Source organism: Roseibium sp. AWQ4_254, assembly GCF_056161025.1.
Map to the genome: position 1 here is coordinate 30,091 of NZ_JBSWYH010000018.1, position 18,647 is coordinate 48,737.

The following is an 18,647-nucleotide window of genomic DNA, read 5'->3' on the forward strand; positions in this document are numbered from 1 at the left end:
CGCGAAGGTTCCCAAGAGCAGCCTTTTGCCGGTCGTGTTCCCCCATCAAAGTCCCCCCTGTTCCGGTTCGGCGGGTCGCAGGGGCCGGTTGAATGGACGGAACGCAAAAAAGGCTTCCCTTTACGCTCAAGACAGCGGGAGGCCCGGACAAAACCAACATTTGGAGGTTACATCATGTCCAAACGTATTATCGCTGCTCTCTTCGTCGGTGCTGTCACCATGTCGTCCGCAGCGCTTGCTGAGGGCGTGTCGTTTGAAGCCATCGACAGCGATCAGGACGGCTTTGTGAGCTTCGAAGAAGTCACTGCTGCACTTCCGACTGTAACGGAAGATGTTTTCAAGGCTGCCGATGCCAATCAGGACAACCTGCTTGATCCGGCCGAATTCGCAGCTGTACAGCCGTAATCAGGCTTCGGGCGATCCTCCCCCCGTATACTGCCATCCGCAGTGAGGTTGCCTGATAGGAACCACCGCCGGTACGGTCACGCCGGCGGTGGTTCTATTTTTGAAAGCGCATTGCGTTTCCTGGGGCCCTGTCGCAAAGCTTTCATTTTGACCCTGTCTTGAGATTTCGGTGCTGAAAAGGGTTAACGAAGCATGAAAATGGAGCCATTTGCAGGAAAGCTGTGGCCGCAGAAAACCTTTGCGACGCGCCCCGTTTATGTTGGGACACGCTCCCCAGGCAACACCGCATTGTTCAGACTTGATCACCGTTATCGTTCAGTCAGGTGATCAAAAAAGGTCGTTCCTGAATAGTCTTTGCGGAAAAGACCAAGATCGGTGAGCGCTGGAACCACCTGCTCCAGGAACAGACCGACTGCACCGACAGAACCACCTGGAAAAGCAACAAACCCATCGATTGCGCCAGCTGACGACCATTCTTGTCAACGGCGGCGTAAAATCAGGCCAATGGGCGGAGTAAAAGTCGGCCATTGGCCTGATTTTACGCCGCCGTTGACAGCCCGGATTGATGTAGCTACGGCTTTCCATCTGGCAACTCGGGGAGAGGCTTTGGCGGCAGGATTGGAAACAGGGGCCTTCGAGCCGGGTCAGAAATTCGATGCTCTAGCCCGGACGACATACCCGTCTGGCTATTGGAAAAATTCTCTACGGCGCTACCAAGGCGAACATCACAAGGGTTTGGACAGACGGCATTCAGCGGGTTTGACGGCGGCTTGGGCCGTTGTTGGTTCACTTTCTGTCAAGGCCGGGCCGGTAAGGAACAGGGCAGGCGGTGCGGTCAACGGATGTTGGACTGGCTGTGCTTCAGCATCGGAGCGTTGATAGAGCCCAAGATAGTGGGTACTAACGCGCGGCCGATACGCTTTATGCGAGGGTCAAATGGAGAGCGGAACACAAACAGGTCCTGAAGCGAAACCGAAGCCCTCCTTGGTGAAATCGGCTCTGTCGGTAGGGGCGCGGGCCGCAGTGACCCGGCTTGTCTTTGCACTTGTGGGCGGAGTGATTTCCGTGGGAATTGGCCTGTTGGCCGTCTGGGAGTTCAGCGTCCTGCCTCTTGGCAACCGGTATGATGCGGTTGAAGACAGTACCAAAAGCCTCAGCGTTCAGATTGGAGCTCTCACCAAAGAAACGGCCGGGCTCAGGCCGGAAGTGGTTTTGATCGGCGAGCAGACCAGCCGGACGGCTGATCTGCTGCTGGAATTGAGAGCGCAAAATGCCAAGATGGAAAAAGCACTTGCTACTCTTGCCGCTCAAAACGTGCGTCTGCTTGAAAGGGTCTCTGACCTGGAAGCTGCGCTTGAAGATACCCACAAGCGCGCAGAGCAACCGTTGGGGCTTGTTCAATAGTGTGAATTTGCCTCTCTTATTATCCCCATAGCCGGAAAACAAAACCTCGCATTCCACCATCTACCGAACCAAAATCGGGTCCTGCGAGATGCGCCTTTCTGAACGCTCTCATCTCGGGGACTTCGGTGGCTTTTTCAGGCCTGCCGGGCTGCGTCACGCCGCTTGCCCGGCCCAACCAGGCTGGCGTGCGCGCCTTCGCTTGCCGGCCCACCTGAAAAACCATCCGATCGGGTCTTGTGTGTTGAGCTTGGTATCAGTCGCGCCAGAAATCCGCCGTCACCAGAAGAACGCCCGCCAGAATTTCCAGCCGGCCCAGGATCATCTCGATGGCCAGCAGCCATTTGGCGAGGTCAGGCAGGGATTGAAAGGTTCCGGAAGGGCCGATTGTGTCTCCAACCCCGGGGCCTACATTGGCAAGGGCGGTGATGGACGCGCTCAAGGCGGTCTGCAGATCCATGCCAAGGAACAGATAGATAATGGCAAAGCCCGCATAGGTGCCCGTATAGAGCACTGCAAAAACGAACACGCCTTCCAGAACCCCGTTGGAGACCGGATGTCCCTGATAGCGCAGCCGCATGATCCGGTGCGGCCGGACCAGATTGCGAAAAACATTGATGATCATGTTCACCAGGATGGCGATCCGGAACATCTTGAAGCCGCCGGCGGTTGAGCCGCTGCAGCCGCCGAAAAACGTCAGCATAAAGAAAATCGCAATTACGGCAGGGCCGAATTGCAGATAGTCATTGGCCGCATATCCGGTGGTGCTGACTACCGAGACCACGTTGAAGACTGCCAGCGTGAACATGTGAAATGGTGAGTCGTGAACAATGTAACGTTCGAAATAGAAGACACCGAAGGAGGCACACAGAACCAGAAGGAGCAGAATGCCGATCTGGACATCCTTTTCGAACCGCCAGCCTTCAATAGAGCGGATCAGATAGAGAAACGGAAAGCTCGACAGCAGCATGAACAGGATCGCAACCCAATAGGCGGCGGTTCCCGGAAACTGTCCGAAAGACTGGTCGGATGTTGAAAAGCCGCCGGTGGAAACGGTCGTCATGGCATGGACAACTGCATTGAAGAAGCTCATGCCGCACAGAAGATAGAGTGTGATGCAGGCAGCGGTCAGCCCGCCGTAAAGGGTTAGCAGCCGGTAGACAAAGGGCCAGTTGCGGCCATAGGGCTTCACTGTTGTCTCCGACGTTTCCAGCGCAAACAGCTGGCTGCCGCCGACGCGCAAGCCCGGCAGAAGCCAGATACCAATCGCGACCACGCCGATGCCGCCGATCCATTGCAGCAAAGCCCGCCACATCAAAATCCCGGGGGGCATGTCGTCCAGGCCGGTCAAGACCGTGGACCCCGTGGTGGTCAGGCCGGAGGCGGTTTCAAAAAACGCGTCGGTAAAGCTGATCTGCAGGTCGCTGAAATAGAATGGTACTGCACCGGCGAAGGAAAACGCGAACCAGGCGGCGTTGACGAAGACAATCGCCTCGCGGAACTTGCCCGGAGGCTCCTGGCCCCGAAAGGCAAGGATAATCAGCACACCCGTCGTGCCGAGCAAGAGGGAAGACACCAGAAAGACTTGCCAGTCGATATCGGAAGAGACCATGTCGACGATTGCCGGAATGGTCATCATCATGGAAATGAGGATGAGCAGACGTCCGATCGGCAACGCAATGGCGCGAAAATTCATGGATTGAACATCCGGGACGGTCGCCTGTCACAAGCCAGTCGATAAATTGAGCTGTTTTTTTACCTGCGAGTGCTGCCAGAATGCAAGCGCTGCGCTGCAACGGTGCCGTCCGCTCTTACAGGCCGCGCTCTCTCCGCAAAGGCTCACTTTCTACTAAGTCTCCGCTGGCAATACGTTTTTCGTATCTGATCAAGGCAGCACGTGTTGACGCTTGAGCCGTCCTTTGCAAAAGTGGCGGCCTAAATTTGGGAGGATAACATGAAATCACTTGCCTGGGCTCTGGGCGCTGCTGTCGCACTCGGCCTCACCACTGGTGTTGCCGCCGCTGCTGATACAACCTTGCGTATTTCTCTGCAGCTGCCGCTGAAGAGTCACCTGGGGCAGAACCTTGCTCTGTTCAAGGAAGAGGTCGAAAAGACGTCAAACGGCGACATCGCCGTTGAAATCTACGATTCCGCTCAGCTTTACAAAGACAAGGAAGTGCCCGCAGCCGTTGGCTCCGGCGCCATTGAAATGGGGGTCGCCTCTCTCACGCGTTATGTGGGGGATATTCCGGCCGTGGACATTTTCTATCAGCCGTTCCTGTTTGACACGGAAGCCAAAGTGCGCACGGCTGTTGCCCCGGGCTCTCCTGTGCGTGGCCCGCTGGATGAGGCCATCAAGGATACCGGATCAACAGTGCTGTGGTGGCAGGCCTATGGCGGAGCGATCATGCTGTCCAATGGTGGTCCGCTGAAGACTCCTGAGGATATGAAAGGCAAGAAGGTCCGTGTTTTCGGCAAGACTTTGGGAGACTTCGTCAAGGCGGCCGGAGGCGCACCGACACTGATTTCGGGGTCGGAGCAATATCTGGCCTATCAGCGCGGCACGGTTGACATCGGTATGACCGGCGTGTCCGGGGTCCGGTCCAGAAAGCTCTGGGAGGTTATGGACACGATCACCGTGACCAACCATGCGGATATCGAGTTCATTGTTGTGGTGAACACCGACTTCTGGAATGGCTTGCCCGAAGAACACCGGGCGCTCATCCAGGCGGCCGCCTTGAAGGCGGAAGCAAATGTCCGTGACCGGATGTCCGATATTGAAGCGGCGGCCTATGCTGCAGCAGAAGAAAACGGCATGACGGTCTACAAGCCGACGGTGGAGGAAATCGAAGCCTGGAAGGCAGTGAGCCAGCCGGTCTATGACACCTACGCCGAAAAGGCTGGCGATCTGGGCAAAAAAGTCATGGATGCCGCCAAAGGCCTTTAAGGGCTGTGGGTTCTTGCCCCCCGGCCGGCGGATTCCGCCGGCCGTATTTCCTTTTCCTTTTCCAGAGCGTGTCCTGTCTGCTCTGGCCCTTTCCCGAACCACGCTGACCTGTGCCGTGCGCCACGGCTCCGGGTCTGTCCGGGTTTTAATTTTTCGGTGCGGTGATGAAAGCGTTTCATCTTGTTCTTCAGGCGCTTGCCTGGGTTGCGGCGGTCCTGTTCGCTCTGGCCGGATGTATGCTGACCTATGAGGTCGGGGCCCGGTACCTGTTCGTGGCCCCTACTATCTGGGCGGCAGAGCTGTCTCAGCTTTGCCTGATCTGGGGCAGCATGCTGGGCATGCCCTGGCTTTTGAAAACCAACCAGCATATTGCCGTTGATGCGGTCACCGACCGATTGGGAGCCGGGGCAAAACGGGTGTGCCAGGCGCTGTCCATGACCGTGATTGCGCTTTTCGGCGGGTTTGTGGCCTTCAAAGGCTGGGAAATATTTCTGGACTCTTTCCTCAGGGGGCGGACCACCGGGTCCATGCTGGACCTGCCGACATGGGTGTCCGAGCTTGCCATTCCCATCGGATTTGCGCTGCTGGCCGTGCAGGCCGTGGCCGGATTGCTGGCCGGTGTGCCGACAGCGCGGGATCATGAAGGAGCGTCTTCATGACCACGCTTTTGATTCTGGCCGCCCTGTTCACACTTTTGCTCATCCGGGTGCCGGTGGCCTTCACCCTGGGCGGGCTTGGCCTGGCGCTGCTGATTTTTGGCGGGTTCTCGCCCTTGATGGCGCCCCAGGCGGTTCTCTCTACCCTGGACGGGTTCATTCTCCTGGCTGTGCCGCTGTTTCTGCTCATGTCCAACATCCTGCTGAAAGGCGGGGTTGGTCGGGATCTGTTTGCCGCCGTGCATGCCTGGGTGGGGCATTGGCCCGGCGGGCTGGCGGTCGCCACCATCCTGTCCTGCGGGATCTTCGCCGCGATTTCCGGCTCGTCGGTCGCGACAGCGGCCACCATCGGCACTGTTGCCATTCCCGAAATGATCAGCCGTGGCTATGAGCACCGCTTTGTCTACGGCCTTCTGGCCGCAGGCGGCACGCTCGGCATTCTCATTCCTCCGTCCATTCCGATGATTGTCTATGGCTTTGTGACCGAACAATCGGTGATCGCGCTGTTTCTGGCCGGGGTCGGGCCGGGCCTGCTGCTGATTGTCTTTTTCATTGCCTTTGCCATGGTCTATGCCCGCTGGTTCGGCGGCTACAAGCCGGAACCGGCTGCGAGCGGGCAAGAACGGCTGCGGGCAACCCTGCGGGCCTTGCCGTCCATGATCCTGGCCGGTTTTGTGATCGGTGTGATCTATACGGGCGTCGCCACCCCCACGGAGGCGGCCGCTATCGGTTTTGCTGTTGCCCTCGTGATCACCGGGGTTGGGCTGCGCACACTCACCTGGCAGGGTCTGAAGGAAGCTGCCTATGATTCCATGGTCACAACTGTTGCGATCCTTCTGATCGTGGCGGGGGCAAAGGTCTTCGGCAAGGCGATCACGCTCTACCGGATCCCCCAGGATATCTCCATGTTCATCGGCCAGAACATCGACACGCCCCTGGCCTTTATTCTGGTGGTTTCCCTGGTGCTGCTGATCATGGGGCTGGTGTTTGAGGCTCTCTCAATGGTTCTGATCATGACGCCGGTGCTCTTGCCGGCTGCCATGGCGCTGGGCTTCGATCCGGTCTGGTTCGGGGTCTATATGGTGGTGATGGTGGAATGTGCGCTGATCACGCCGCCGGTCGGGCTCAATCTTTACGTAATCCAATCGGTCGCCAAAGCGAAACTGTCTGATGTGTCGCGTGGAGTTCTGCCCTTTCTGGCCCTGATGCTGCTGTCGGTCGCGATCCTTTATATGTGGACGGATCTGGCGCTCTATCTGCCCTTCAAATTCTAGGTTTCTTATGATTTCAGAGGTGATCATGCCGTCTCAGGCCGACAAACTCAGAACCCTGCTTGCCCAGGATAAGCTGCATGTGATGCCTTGCTGTTTTGATGCCCTGTCGGCCAAGTTGATTGACCAGGCGGGCTTTGGCCTGACCTTCATGTCCGGCTTTGCCACATCTGCCTCCCGCATTGGCCAGCCGGATCTCGGCCTGATGTCCTATGGCGAGGTTCTGAACCAGCTGGCAAATATCACGGAAGCCGTGTCCCTGCCGGTGATTGGCGATGGGGACACGGGCTATGGCAATGCCATGAATGTGCGCCGCACCGTGGCAGGCTTTGCCCGGGCCGGGGCCGCCGCCGTCATGATCGAGGATCAGGTTGCGCCGAAGAGATGCGGGCACACGCCCGGAAAGGCGGTGGTGTTCCGGGAGGAAGCGTTTGACCGGATCAAGGCCGCGCAGGATGCCAGGGACGCGGGCGCTGATATCCTGATCCTGGCCCGCACCGACGCCCGCCACGAACATGGGCTGTCCGAGGCCATCGACCGGGCCGCGCGTTTCAAGGAGCTGGGCGCCGACATTCTCTTTGTCGAAGCGCCCAGGACGGTTGCGGAAATGGAAACCGTGTGCCGGGAGCTGCCGGGTCCGAAAATGGCCAATATCGTTGAAGGCGGGGAGACGCCGGATCTGTCCCATGCCGAGCTGCGGGACATCGGGTTTTCGATTGCCGCCTATCCGCTGACCCTGATGGCCAGCGCCATGAAGGCCATGGTCACAACGCTTCAGCAGTTGAAAGACGATCGGCCAAGGGGCGGGGATCTGATGAACTTCGCCGAGCTGCGCCAGCGGATCGGATTTGATGAGTATTATGATCTGTCTTCCCGCTATGAGACGTCCAGGCGGGATGTGTGAGCCGTTCGGGGCTGGACAGGAGGATTAAGACCGTCCCTTTCCTTGACTCTTGGGCTTGTTTCAGGCATAGACCCGCGAACTCCATATGAGTGACTGACAATCTGATCCGCCGACCGGGACCCGCACAGGTATAAAGAGCGCCCGGAGGTCACCACCCGACAGCGCGATGCGCCCTCGGGTGCCAAACTGCTTTGTGTGTCTCAAAGCGGTTGGATCAGAGACGCGGGCGCCCATATGGTTCGGGAGTACTCCCGAACATGATGACCTAAGGACCCTTTGATGTTTGAAAGCCTGTCCGATCGCCTAAGCGGAATTTTCGACAAGCTCACTGGCCGTGGTGCGCTGTCGGAAAACGACGTCAATGAAGCGCTGCGGGAAATCCGCCGGGCGCTGATCGAGGCGGACGTGGCCCTTCCGATCGTGCGGTCCTTCACTGACAAGGTGCGCAACCGGTCGGTCGGGGCCGAGGTGGTCAAATCCGTAACCCCGGGCCAGATGGTCGTCAAGATTGTCCATGACCAGCTGATCGAGATGCTGGGGGCCGAAGCCCGGCCGGTGGATCTGAATGCCCCGGCGCCGGTGGCCATCATGATGGTTGGCCTGCAGGGGTCCGGTAAGACGACAACCACGGCCAAGCTGGCGCGGCGCCTCAGCCACCGCGACAAGCTGAAAGTTCTGATGGCCTCGCTCGACACCCGCCGTCCGGCGGCCCAGGAGCAGCTGAAGGTGCTGGGCGAGCAGAACGATATTGACACCCTGCCGATTATTGAAGGGCAGGGGCCGGTCGACATTGCCAAGCGGGCCATGTCTGCGGCCAGGCTTGGCGGTTTTGATGTGGTGCTGCTGGATACGGCGGGCCGTATTCACATCGACGAGCCGCTGATGGTGGAAATGGCGGAGGTCAAAACCGCTGCCGAGCCCCATGAAATCCTGCTGGTGGCCGATTCCCTGACCGGTCAGGATGCGGTCAATCTGGCCAAGAGTTTTGATGAGAGGGTCGGTATCAGCGGTATCGTCCTGACCCGTATGGATGGGGATGGCCGCGGCGGTGCGGCCCTGTCCATGCAGGCGGTCACCGGTAAACCGGTGAAGCTGATCGGCACGGGTGAAAAATCCGACGCTCTGGAAGACTTCCACCCCAAGCGGATCGCCGACCGTATTCTCGGCATGGGCGATATCGTCTCCCTGGTGGAAAAGGCTGCAGAGGCCATCGACGCGGAACAGGCCGCCAGGATGGCGAAGAAGATGCAGAAGGGTCACTTCGACCTGGAAGATCTCGCCGAGCAGCTGCGCCAGATGGAAAAGCTTGGCGGCATGTCCGGCATGATGGGCATGCTTCCCGGTGTGGGCAAGATGAAGAAGCAGATCGAGGCGGCGAATATCGATGACAAGATGTTCAAGCGCCAGATCGCCATCATCCAGTCCATGACCCCGATCGAGCGCAAGAAGCCGGATCTTTTGAAAGCCAGCCGCAAGAAGCGGATCGCGGCCGGGTCCGGTGTGCAGGTGGCCGAGGTCAACAAGCTTTTGAAGATGCACCGCCAGATGGCGGACATGATGAAAAAGATGGGCAAGGGCAAAGGCATGCTGGGCAAGCTGATGGGCGGCCTGGGGGGCGGTATGCCCGATGTCGATCCCAAGCAACTGGAAGAAATGGCCAAGTCCGGCCAGCTGCCGGGGGGCATGGATCTGCCCAAGGGCCTGCCGGGCGGATTGCCCGGTGGTTTGGGCGGGGCTGGTCTGCCGCCCGGCATGCCCGGTCTTCCGGGCCTTGGCGGACCGAAGCTGCCCGGCCTTCCGGGCATGGGCAAAGGGAAAAAACGATGAGCGATGCGGAGACCCGTCTGGGCGAAAGCGCGGCTTTGGCCGAACTCAAGGTCCTCAGGGCCTCGATCGACAATATCGATGCGGCGCTTATTCACATGCTCGCTGAACGGTTCAAATGCACCCAGAAAGTGGGTGTCTTGAAAGCGACCAATGACCTGCCGCCGGCCGATCCGGCGCGGGAAAAACTTCAGATCGAAAGACTGCGCCAGCTTGCAAGCGACGCCAATCTCGATCCTGACTTTGCCGAGACCTTTCTGAACTTCATCGTTCGGGAAGTGATCCGGCACCATGAAGCCATTGCCGCCAAAGCCGGCAACTGAAAAACTGGAGATTAAAAATGGCTACGAAAATTCGCCTGGCACGTGGCGGTTCCAAGAAACGCCCGTATTACCGCATTGTTGTTGCTGACATCCGCTCGCCGCGCGATGGCCGCTTCATCGAGAAGATCGGTTCTTATGACCCGATGCTGCCGAAGGATTCCGAAGACCGCGTGAAGCTGGACGTTGAGCGCGTTCAGTACTGGCTCGGCACCGGCGCCAAGCCGACCGACCGCGTGCACCGTTTCCTGGATGCAGCTGGCCTGTTGAAGCGCGAGCCGCGCAACAACCCGAAAAAGGCGGAACTGGGCGCCAAGGCGAAAGAACGCCTTGAAGCCAAGCGTCAGGCTGAAGAAGAAGCCGCCGCTGCTGCAGCTGAAGCTGCCAATGCAGGGGCCGGTGAAGAAGCTGCAGCGGAATAAGCTGCTTGCTGACGCGGCACGTGTCTTTTCAAAAGGGCTCCTGACATGAGTTCACCGGACAGTCAGAAAGTCCTGATGGCCAGGATTGGTGCCGCGCATGGCATTCGCGGGGACGTGCGGGTCAAGCCGTTTGGCGGCGACCCGCTCTCCTTTGCCGATTATGGTGTTTTGACCACGAAGGACGGGACCCGGAGCTTCGAGGTTGAGAAGGCGCGGGTGCAGAAAACGGTTGTCATCACCAAATTCAAGGGGGTGAGCGACCGGAACCAGGCTGAAGAACTGAACGGGCTCGAGCTCTTTATCGGCCGGGATCAGTTGCCGGAGCCTGAAGAAGACGAATTCTATTATTCCGATCTGACGGGTCTGACGATTGTCGATCCGGCTGGAGAACCGCTCGGCAAGATCGTTGCCGTTCAGGATTTTGGTGCCGGGGATCTTCTGGAGATCCGCCCGAGCCGGGGCAGAACCTTCTATATTCCGTTCACCCGGGACTTCGTTCCGGAGGTTTCCTTGAGCGAAGGGCTGGTGAAAGTGGACCTGCCGGAGGATTATTTCTCCGAAGAGGCTCCAGATCCCTCTGAGGGCGTGTCTCCGGAAAAATAGCGGATCGGGACCGGTTCCAGACCCATCTGGTTCAGATTAAGGTCTTCCTCTGCGTCCCGCACCGCCTGCGTGACTTCCGAGCGCAACAAGGCGATCAGGGCGACAACCAGCGCCACGCCGATGCCATTTGCGACCGTGTCAGGGAGCGACATTTCGTGGTGGGGCAGAAAGCCCTGGGCCAGTTCCCCGGCCACACCCATGCCGAAGGCAACCACGGCAGAAATGCGCAGCCGGCAGCAGAACAGGGCGTGAATAGACAGGGTCAGCAAGGCATAAAAGCCGATATGGATTACCTTGTCATAAGGGTGGCCGACCCCTGTGTTGAAGACCAGGCCCACCAGAATGCCGAACGTCATCAGAACCGCCAGCGGCAGGACGCGGCTCAGGGACACGTCGAGATAATGCTGGTCGACCCGTTTTTGGACGAAAGCCGGAAGTTTCAAACGTAGAACTGGAAAGTGGATCACGGCGGAACAACCTATTGAAAACTCTCTTGTCAGAATGACCGGTGAGCCTTAATCAGTTCTTGCCATGTCGGAATTGACTGGTGGATAGGGAAAGATTTCGAGTTTCAGGGTTAATGTTCTCTTTTGAGAAAGAAGAGGATTCTTCTCTTTCTGTTCTCTGAAGGGGGTTGACCACTTCCAGCCCGCTGCCCCAGCTCTTTTACGCTGTAAACCTTTAGAAGATCTTCAGATGTCTTTCAAAGCAACCATCCTGACACTTTACCCGGACATGTTTCCAGGACCTCTGGGTCATAGCCTGTCGGGACGGGCGCTGGAAAAGGCGTTGTGGCAGTTCGAAACCTGTCAGATCCGGGACTTTGCAACCGACAAGCACCGCAGTGTGGATGACACGCCGGCTGGGGGCGGGGCGGGCATGGTGCTCAGGGCTGACATTCTGGCCAAGGCAATCGATGCGGCAGCGCCGGCCGGCGACCCGCGCCCCAGATTGCTCATGAGCCCGCGGGGCACGCCGCTGACCCAGGCGCGCGCCCACGAATTGGCCGAAGGACCGGGGGCTGTCATCATCTGCGGCCGGTTCGAGGGCGTTGATCAGCGGGTGATCGAGGCGCGGGATCTGGAAGAGGTGTCGATCGGTGATTACATCCTGTCCGGCGGTGAAATCGGTGCGATCACGCTTCTGGATGCGGTGATCCGGCTGCTCCCCGGGGTGATGGGGAATATGGAAAGTGCGGATACGGAGAGTTTTGAGACCGGTCTACTGGAGCACCCGCACTATACCCGTCCAGCTGATTTTGAGGGCCGTGCCATCCCGCAGGTGTTGACCTCGGGAAATCACGGCAAAATCGATGCATGGCGTCAGCAGGAAGCAGAACGCCTCACTCGGGAGCGCCGCCCGGATCTATGGACAGCCTATCTGCAGGATGACTAGGGGGCTGACCCTGAAAAATCATCCAATAGGGTTTTATTTGGGAATACCAAGCGCGGTCAAATAGGTCATGAGCAACTGCGCTTGTTATAAGGCTGGTATCAGAGGCGGGAGGTGCCTTCACCCAGACGGGCCAGAATCTGTGATCCCCGCCGGATCACGTCTCCTTGAGAACGGGACCCCGTCTTTGAGGTGATATTGGCCAGGTGATTGCGGGCGGTGTTGTAGGAAATGTCCAGGTTTTCAGCGGCTTCCTTCAAGGATGAGCCAAGAATGAGTTCCTGAACCAGAAGACCCTCGCGGCCGGTCAGCCCAAAGGCTGTCGACAGAATTTTTGAAGATTGCGCCGGGGCGTCCTCCGGGTCGAACCAGGTGACCAGCAAGGGTAGACCGGGAACAATGAAAGGCGCCAGTCCCGGATGGATGCGGTCCCGCTTGTCCAGGGGCAGGACAAAAACGAAGGCGCCGCCCCGGTTCTTGTCCGACAGTGGGACGGGTCCAACAGGCAACGCGGTTTGCGCGGCCTTGTCCAGGGCATGTGTCAAAGCGGCGCGTCCGTGGGGAGTGCAGGCGGTCAGGCGCACCATCTTGTCGATTTGCAGGAGACTGCGGCCACTTAATTTGCGCTCTGCCTGCCGGTTGAGATGTTTGACTTTGCCGTCCGGCGCGACAATCAGCGCAGAGGTGGGGATCTGGTCGAGCCAGAATGCCGGATTTGCGGGCTCTGTCTGTCGTTTGGCGGTTTCCAAGAGCAGGCCAAATGCTCCTTGCAGGTGCGGTCTCAAGAATCCGAACAACTGGCGGACATGCTCTTCTTCCCGCTCAGCCATGGTGCGGGGCAGATTGGCTGCAACAAAGGCAGAATCATCGCCCTGCCGATGCAAGATCACCCCGAAAGCCCGGTTGATTTCTCGATGGTCTTTCAGGAATTCATCAAAAAAATCTAATTTTTCAACGTCTTCCGGCGAAATATGATCTCCGGTGAAGACCACGTCGGAGACGTCGCATTTTAGGGCGATCGGTGGAAAAGGATTGCGGGAGCTACACGTTCTGAGCCGCCGTTCAGCGTCGCGGCCATGGTTGAATATGGCGCAGTCATAGAACTTGTTCTCGTAGACACACTGGGCCTGGTAGGAAATCGGCAGATCAGGATAGCAAGAGGCTAGATCGGACAGGACGCTGGTGAGCCCGCCATCGAATAAAGCAGATGTATAGAGTTTTGTCAGTAAGATGGAATGATCTGGGGCCATTTGGTTCAATCTTGAAATATCTCTATTGCTCTTATTGATTGGTAAGGAATTTTATAATCTAAATGCCGTAACTGTCATCGTGACAAATCCTTATTTTTATGTTAATCATCCACTATTACAACTAAAAAAGGCTCGCAGGTTGTAAAGATCTGACGAGGCTAAAAATAAATTACTTTAGGCAATGCTAGACATTGGCAGCGGCACTTGTGCCGCTGCTTTTGCAAGGTTCATCAGGGCGAGGACGCACTTGATCACAGGCTGCGCGTGAGGGGCTGTGTGCCGGTCGAAGAATCCGCATGACAAGCCGGTGAATATGCTGTATACGCCCGCGAAAGCTGGGCGAAGATGTCTCAAAACTATTGAAGTCTTTCTCCAGGGGTCTGCCGCAAGGGGCAGATGTCCTCTGGAAAGCCTGGCCGATATGCAACATGGCCCAAGGCTGGTGAACCCGTTTCCGCCTGTGACGGACAACGCTCTGACCACCTTGTAATTGAAAAGGGAAAAATGCCATGAATATCATCGAGCAGCTCAACGCTGAAGAAATGGCGAAAATCGAGGCACAGCGCAAGCTGCCTGAATTTTCTCCCGGTGACACGGTGCGCGTCAACGTTAAGGTGACGGAAGGCAACCGGACCCGTACGCAGGCTTATGAAGGTGTCTGCATTGCCCGCTCCGGTGGCGGCATCAACGAAAGTTTCACTGTTCGTAAGATCTCCTATGGTGAAGGCGTCGAACGTGTCTTCCCGGTCTATTCCCCGATGCTGGAAGGTGTGGAAGTGGTCCGGCGCGGTAAAGTGCGCCGTGCGAAGCTTTACTACCTGCGTGACCGTCGTGGTAAGTCCGCCCGTATCACCGAAAACACCAACGTCCGCTCCAAGCGCCTCAACGAGGAAGCCCGCGCGGCAGCTGCTGCTGCCAAGGCTGCCAAGGCCGAAGCCAAAAAGGCTGAGCAGGAAGCTGCGGAAACCGCCGCTGAATAAGCCGGTTCAGGTGACTGAAGAGTTTCATTTTGAAAGGCGGTCCTGCCGGGGCCGCCTTTTTGCTGTCAGGCCTGATGTGACGGGCGCTGGTCAATCTCAGTTGAATTCAGCTCAACCGGCTGGAGCTTGACCTTCCGCCGGAGCTGGGTCATTCACATACCATGAGGGACAGGTGTCTGACGCAGGCGCGCTGTCCGGAAAAACAACCAATATGGCCCCCTAGAAACACGGTCTGCTGGACCCTCCGGCAGGCTCCGGGCGGCATTCGCAGATGTCCAGGCTGTTTTGTGCAGAATAGGACAAGGAGGCCGGAGGCGCGCCGGGACGCAGGCGCTGCCGGACCGACGGCCGGAATGAGGAGAGACCCATGGCAAAGCCGCGCACGCTTTATGACAAGATTTGGGACGACCACGTCGTCGACATGCAGCCCGACGGCACGGGCCTGCTTTATATTGACCGGCATCTGGTCCATGAAGTGACCAGTCCGCAGGCTTTTGAGGGTCTGCGTATGAATGGCCGCAAGGTCCGCCAGCCGCAAAAGACACTCGCAGTGGTGGACCATAATGTGCCGACCACGGACCGCCGCGACGGGATTGACGATCCGGAATCGGCGCTTCAGGTGGAAACACTGGCCAAGAATGCGGCCGAGTTCGGTGTCGAATATTATTCGGAACTGGATATGCGCCAGGGTGTGGTTCATATCGTCGGACCGGAACAGGGCTTTACCCTGCCGGGCATGACGATTGTCTGCGGCGACAGTCATACCTCCACCCACGGGGCTTTCGGTTCGCTCGCCCACGGCATTGGTACATCCGAAGTGGAGCACGTTCTGGCCACCCAGACGTTGATCCAGAAAAAAGCCAAGAACATGCTGGTCAAGGTCAATGGCGAGGTGCCTGAAGGGGTGACTGCGAAGGACATTGTCCTGGCGATCATCGGCAAGATCGGCACCGCCGGCGGTACGGGCTATGTGATTGAATATGCAGGGGATGCGATCCGGTCCTTGACCATGGAAGGCCGCATGACCGTGTGCAACATGTCCATTGAAGCCGGTGCGCGTGCTGGTCTGATTGCCCCGGACGAAACCACATTCAACTATGTGCAGGGCCGTCCGAAAGCTCCGAAAGGCGAAGCCTGGGAGATGGCGCAGGCCTATTGGCGCACGCTGCACTCCGATGCGGACGCCTATTTCGACAAGGTGATCGAGCTGGATGCGGCCAATCTGCCGCCAATCGTTTCCTGGGGATCTTCTCCGGAAGATGTCGTCTCCGTGGAAGGCGTTGTGCCCAATCCGCAGGAGATCGACGACGAAAACCGGCGTGAATCCAAGAAGCGCGCTCTGGACTATATGGGTCTGGAACCGGGCACGAAGATCACCGATATCAAGATCGATCGGGCTTTTATCGGCTCTTGCACCAATGGCCGGATCGAAGATCTGCGGGCCGCAGCCGCTGTCATCGGCAATCACAAGGTGGCTGAGCACGTGAGCGCGATGGTCGTGCCGGGCTCGGGTCTTGTGAAGGAACAGGCCGAGGAAGAAGGCCTGGATCTGATCTTCAAGGAGGCCGGGTTCGAATGGCGCGAGCCGGGCTGTTCCATGTGCCTTGCCATGAATGCGGACAAGCTGAAGCCGGGCGAGCGCTGCGCGTCAACGTCGAACCGGAACTTTGAAGGCCGCCAGGGACACAAGGGCCGCACGCATCTGGTTTCGCCGGCCATGGCCGCAGCGGCTGCCATTGCCGGTCATTTTGTTGACATTCGCGACTGGACCGCGAACTGATTCGATTTGGGATCCGGTGACAGATCCCGGTCAAATGAAGGGCGCTATAAAGGCGCCCTTTTTTCTTGCGCTGTGCAAAATTGCCACAGCCGTCCAGATGTTATTCAGTTTTGGCAAATGATTCATAGATTTAGGGAAAATCCTTTGCCGGTGAACACCTGTCAACATACCCCTTCAGAAATGAATTTGACGGGCTTCACAAGACTGTCACCTCGGCACTACAATACTCCCGTCACAAAAGGACAAGTTCCGCTGTCCGTTTGACCGGGCACCGGACGATCTGAGTAGGTGTGAGGAGCGGAAGGTGACGATAGCGGTCTCGTCGGGAGCCCATCCGGCGTTGGTGCTCAATGCGGATTACCGGCCTTTGAGTTACTATCCCTTGTCTTTGTGGTCGTGGCAGGACACGATCAAGGCGGTGTTTCTGGATCGGGTCAATATCGTTGCAGAATATGATGCGGCGGTCCGAAGTCCGAGCTTCGAGTTCCGATTACCGAGCGTTGTCTCGCTCAAGACCTTTGTGAAACCCAGCCGTTATCCTGCCTTTACCCGTTTCAACGTCTTTCTCCGCGACAAATTTCAGTGTCAGTATTGCGGCTCGAAAGAAGAATTGACCTTTGATCATCTCATTCCCCGCTCCAAGGGTGGTTTGACCACCTGGGATAATGTGATTACTGCCTGCTCCCCCTGCAATCTGCGCAAGTCCAACAAGTCCTGCCAGCAGCTGAACATGTGGCCCATGCACATGCCCTTTCAGCCGACCATTCAGGATCTGCACAACAATGGCCGCGCGTTCCCACCCAATTATCTTCACGATAGCTGGCTGGATTTCCTGTACTGGGATACGGAGCTGGAGCCATAGGATATGGCTCCAAAGATCCCCCTTTCCGGTCTGTGCAGCCATGTTCAAGCTGGTTGGACTGGTTGAGACAGCCGTCAATAAGTGTGTTCTGATTGCAGTAAAATAGCGGTGCCTCGAGCGCTGTGCTAAAATAAGACCAGAGCTCTATCGTGTAATTCGCAATTTTATTTAGTGATATTAAGCCTTATTTAACCTGCTTTGTAATCTTCATTTAAGACTTTAGGCACCTTTCTGTAATAACGGTATCATGAAAGCTGTGAGGCCGTCATGATCAAAGCACCTATTTCCTTCTTAAGGCATCTTGCTGTCCGGTTCCAAACTGACCGGCATGGATCCATTCTCCCGCTCTTCGGGATCATGCTTGTTTTCATCATCGTTGTGGCAGGAGCGTCCATGGATGTCTCCCGGGCGGTGAACGCCCGTGAAAAACTGTCCTATGCCCTTGATGCGGCAGCTCTGGCTGCGGCGACAAAACTGTCCACGTCGGTGCTGAGCGATGATGAGGTGACGGAAATTATCTCAGATTCATTCAAAGCCAACCTGGCAACGGCGGACTTCCTCGACGAAGCGATCGAGAACATGACCTTCACGGTGAACAGTGATGAAGGCAACGTCACGGTGAGCACCTCGGCCACGATGAACAATCTTTTCATCAATCTCGGCGGCTACGGGATTGATGCCTTCGGTCCGAAGGCTTTCACGTTCGGCACAGAAGCCCAGGTCGCCTATTCCCGCTTTGACGTTGAATTGGCGATGGTGGTCGACGTGACAGGATCCATGGGCTGGGCGATAGACGATTTGAAAGATGCCGCGCAATCGGTCGTGGATATTCTGATCCCGGACGGCACAGAAGACAGCAAAGTCAAGATCTCTCTCGTCCCTTATAGTGTTGGCGTAAATATGGACAGCTATGCTGCGACCGCGACGAATAATTATAGCAGCAGATGTGCGACAGAGCGCACAGGAGACGAAGAATATACAGACGCGAGTTATACGGTTGAGCCTCTTGGCAATGGCTCGGGAACCTATCGAGGATCTGCTTGCTCGGATTCTGTGCTTCAACCACTGTCTGATGACCGGTCGACTCTGACGTCTGCTATCAATGATCTGGAAACAAATGGCTATACGGCGGGGCATACGGGGATCGGGATTGGGTGGTATACTCTGTCTCCAAAATGGTCCGACCTTTGGCCATCCAGTTCTGCTCCGGCCGCCTATGATGATGACGATGTCCTCAAATTCGCTCTGATCATGACGGATGGTGCTTTCAACACCCAGTATGAGAAGAAAACCTGGACTAAAAAACAATGCAAAAAGTACAAATACAAAAAGAAAAGCTATGGTGGTACATGTCTAAGTGGGACCAATGACTATTGGGTCGAGCAAACCAGTGGTGGATTTAGCGGAGCATCGTCGAAGCGCGGCATGTCGCTTTGCGACGCGATGAAAAGTTCCGGTATTGAAATCTTTACGGTGTATTTCGGCAGTTCGTCGTCATCGAGCGGGGCCAGAGTGATGCAGGATTGTGCGGACACCGGGAATTATTATATGGCGACGTCCTCGGACGAACTTATCGGTGCCTTTTCCAACATCGCCAAGAAAATCCAGCAGATCTACCTGTCGAAATAAG

At 57.2% G+C, this 18,647-nt stretch carries 18 protein-coding genes; 15 read left to right on the forward strand and 3 right to left on the reverse strand.

The genetic code is table 11. The features are described from left to right. Positions 1 to 174 precede the first annotated feature (174 nt). Positions 175 to 405 carry a hypothetical protein gene (locus ACXAIC_RS14800; RefSeq protein ID WP_475180687.1) on the forward strand — a complete coding sequence of 77 codons (231 nt, stop codon included), beginning with the start codon at positions 175 to 177 and terminating at the stop codon, positions 403 to 405. A gap of 984 nt (positions 406 to 1,389) precedes the next feature. Beyond that, complete coding sequence (locus ACXAIC_RS14805) at positions 1,390 to 1,809, forward strand: hypothetical protein (RefSeq protein WP_475180690.1); 420 nt, start codon at positions 1,390 to 1,392, stop codon at positions 1,807 to 1,809. 253 nt (positions 1,810 to 2,062) lie between these two features. Here the strand turns inward: ACXAIC_RS14805 and ACXAIC_RS14810 are convergent, their stop codons facing one another. Then, a complete protein-coding gene (locus tag ACXAIC_RS14810; protein WP_475180694.1) occupies positions 2,063 to 3,502 on the reverse strand; it encodes a TrkH family potassium uptake protein in 1,440 nt (479 codons plus the stop codon). A 258-nt stretch (positions 3,503 to 3,760) separates the two neighbouring features. Here ACXAIC_RS14810 and ACXAIC_RS14815 point away from each other — a divergent pair, with 258 nt between their 5' ends. The 8 genes from ACXAIC_RS14815 to rimM all read left to right on the forward strand — a co-directional run bounded on the left by ACXAIC_RS14815 (position 3,761) and on the right by rimM (position 10,753). Further along, on the forward strand, positions 3,761 to 4,753 hold the full coding sequence (locus ACXAIC_RS14815) for a TRAP transporter substrate-binding protein (RefSeq protein WP_475180699.1): 993 nt from the start codon (positions 3,761 to 3,763) through the stop codon (positions 4,751 to 4,753). A 164-nt stretch (positions 4,754 to 4,917) separates the two neighbouring features. After that, positions 4,918 to 5,412 (forward strand): TRAP transporter small permease, encoded by a 495-nt coding sequence (locus tag ACXAIC_RS14820; protein ID WP_475180703.1) that lies wholly within the window; start codon positions 4,918 to 4,920, stop codon positions 5,410 to 5,412. After that, the gene (locus ACXAIC_RS14825) at positions 5,409 to 6,683 is read left to right on the forward strand and encodes a TRAP transporter large permease (RefSeq protein WP_475180706.1); all 1,275 of its coding nucleotides are present in this window, start codon (positions 5,409 to 5,411) and stop codon (positions 6,681 to 6,683) included. Before ACXAIC_RS14820 ends, ACXAIC_RS14825 begins: the two co-directional genes overlap by 4 nt. Positions 6,684 to 6,708: 25 nt before the next feature. Then, positions 6,709 to 7,584: an isocitrate lyase/PEP mutase family protein gene (locus tag ACXAIC_RS14830; protein ID WP_475180709.1), complete on the forward strand. Its 876-nt coding sequence runs from the start codon at positions 6,709 to 6,711 to the stop codon at positions 7,582 to 7,584. Between the two features lie 279 nt (positions 7,585 to 7,863). Then, positions 7,864 to 9,411, forward strand: coding sequence for a signal recognition particle protein (gene ffh / locus ACXAIC_RS14835; protein WP_475180712.1), 1,548 nt, complete (start codon positions 7,864 to 7,866; stop codon positions 9,409 to 9,411). Further along, the gene (locus ACXAIC_RS14840) at positions 9,408 to 9,731 is read left to right on the forward strand and encodes a chorismate mutase (protein WP_475180715.1); all 324 of its coding nucleotides are present in this window, start codon (positions 9,408 to 9,410) and stop codon (positions 9,729 to 9,731) included. The genes ffh and ACXAIC_RS14840 overlap by 4 nt, the downstream gene beginning before the upstream one ends. A 17-nt stretch (positions 9,732 to 9,748) precedes the next feature. After that, positions 9,749 to 10,150, forward strand: coding sequence for a 30S ribosomal protein S16 (gene rpsP / locus ACXAIC_RS14845; protein WP_475180721.1), 402 nt, complete (start codon positions 9,749 to 9,751; stop codon positions 10,148 to 10,150). Between the two features lie 45 nt (positions 10,151 to 10,195). Continuing rightward, entirely contained in the window at positions 10,196 to 10,753 is a 558-nt protein-coding gene (gene rimM / locus ACXAIC_RS14850; RefSeq protein ID WP_475180727.1) for a ribosome maturation factor RimM, read from the forward strand. Here rimM and ACXAIC_RS14855 read toward each other — a convergent pair. Beyond that, entirely contained in the window at positions 10,699 to 11,220 is a 522-nt protein-coding gene (locus tag ACXAIC_RS14855) for a VanZ family protein (protein ID WP_475180731.1), read from the reverse strand. The genes rimM and ACXAIC_RS14855 overlap by 55 nt on opposite strands. 229 nt (positions 11,221 to 11,449) lie before the next feature. On the opposite strand from ACXAIC_RS14855, the gene trmD reads away from it, so the two are divergent. Further along, complete coding sequence (gene trmD / locus ACXAIC_RS14860) at positions 11,450 to 12,148, forward strand: tRNA (guanosine(37)-N1)-methyltransferase TrmD (protein WP_475180734.1); 699 nt, start codon at positions 11,450 to 11,452, stop codon at positions 12,146 to 12,148. Positions 12,149 to 12,246: 98 nt separating this feature from the next. Here trmD and ACXAIC_RS14865 read toward each other — a convergent pair whose 3' ends face one another. Further along, entirely contained in the window at positions 12,247 to 13,395 is a 1,149-nt protein-coding gene (locus ACXAIC_RS14865; protein WP_475180737.1) for a helix-turn-helix transcriptional regulator, read from the reverse strand. A gap of 509 nt (positions 13,396 to 13,904) precedes the next feature. Here ACXAIC_RS14865 and rplS point away from each other — a divergent pair. From rplS to ACXAIC_RS14885, 4 genes are all read left to right on the forward strand, one after another. Next, a complete protein-coding gene (gene rplS / locus ACXAIC_RS14870) occupies positions 13,905 to 14,375 on the forward strand; it encodes a 50S ribosomal protein L19 (RefSeq protein ID WP_475180740.1) in 471 nt (156 codons plus the stop codon). Between the two features lie 367 nt (positions 14,376 to 14,742). Beyond that, positions 14,743 to 16,155 carry a 3-isopropylmalate dehydratase large subunit gene (gene leuC, locus ACXAIC_RS14875; protein ID WP_475180743.1) on the forward strand — a complete coding sequence of 471 codons (1,413 nt, stop codon included), beginning with the start codon at positions 14,743 to 14,745 and terminating at the stop codon, positions 16,153 to 16,155. A gap of 304 nt (positions 16,156 to 16,459) precedes the next feature. Beyond that, positions 16,460 to 17,017, forward strand: coding sequence for an HNH endonuclease (locus ACXAIC_RS14880; protein ID WP_475180747.1), 558 nt, complete (start codon positions 16,460 to 16,462; stop codon positions 17,015 to 17,017). Between the two features lie 267 nt (positions 17,018 to 17,284). Then, positions 17,285 to 18,646, forward strand: a complete 1,362-nt coding sequence (locus tag ACXAIC_RS14885; protein WP_475180752.1) for a pilus assembly protein TadG-related protein — start codon at positions 17,285 to 17,287, stop codon at positions 18,644 to 18,646. Position 18,647: the final 1 nt, after the last annotated feature.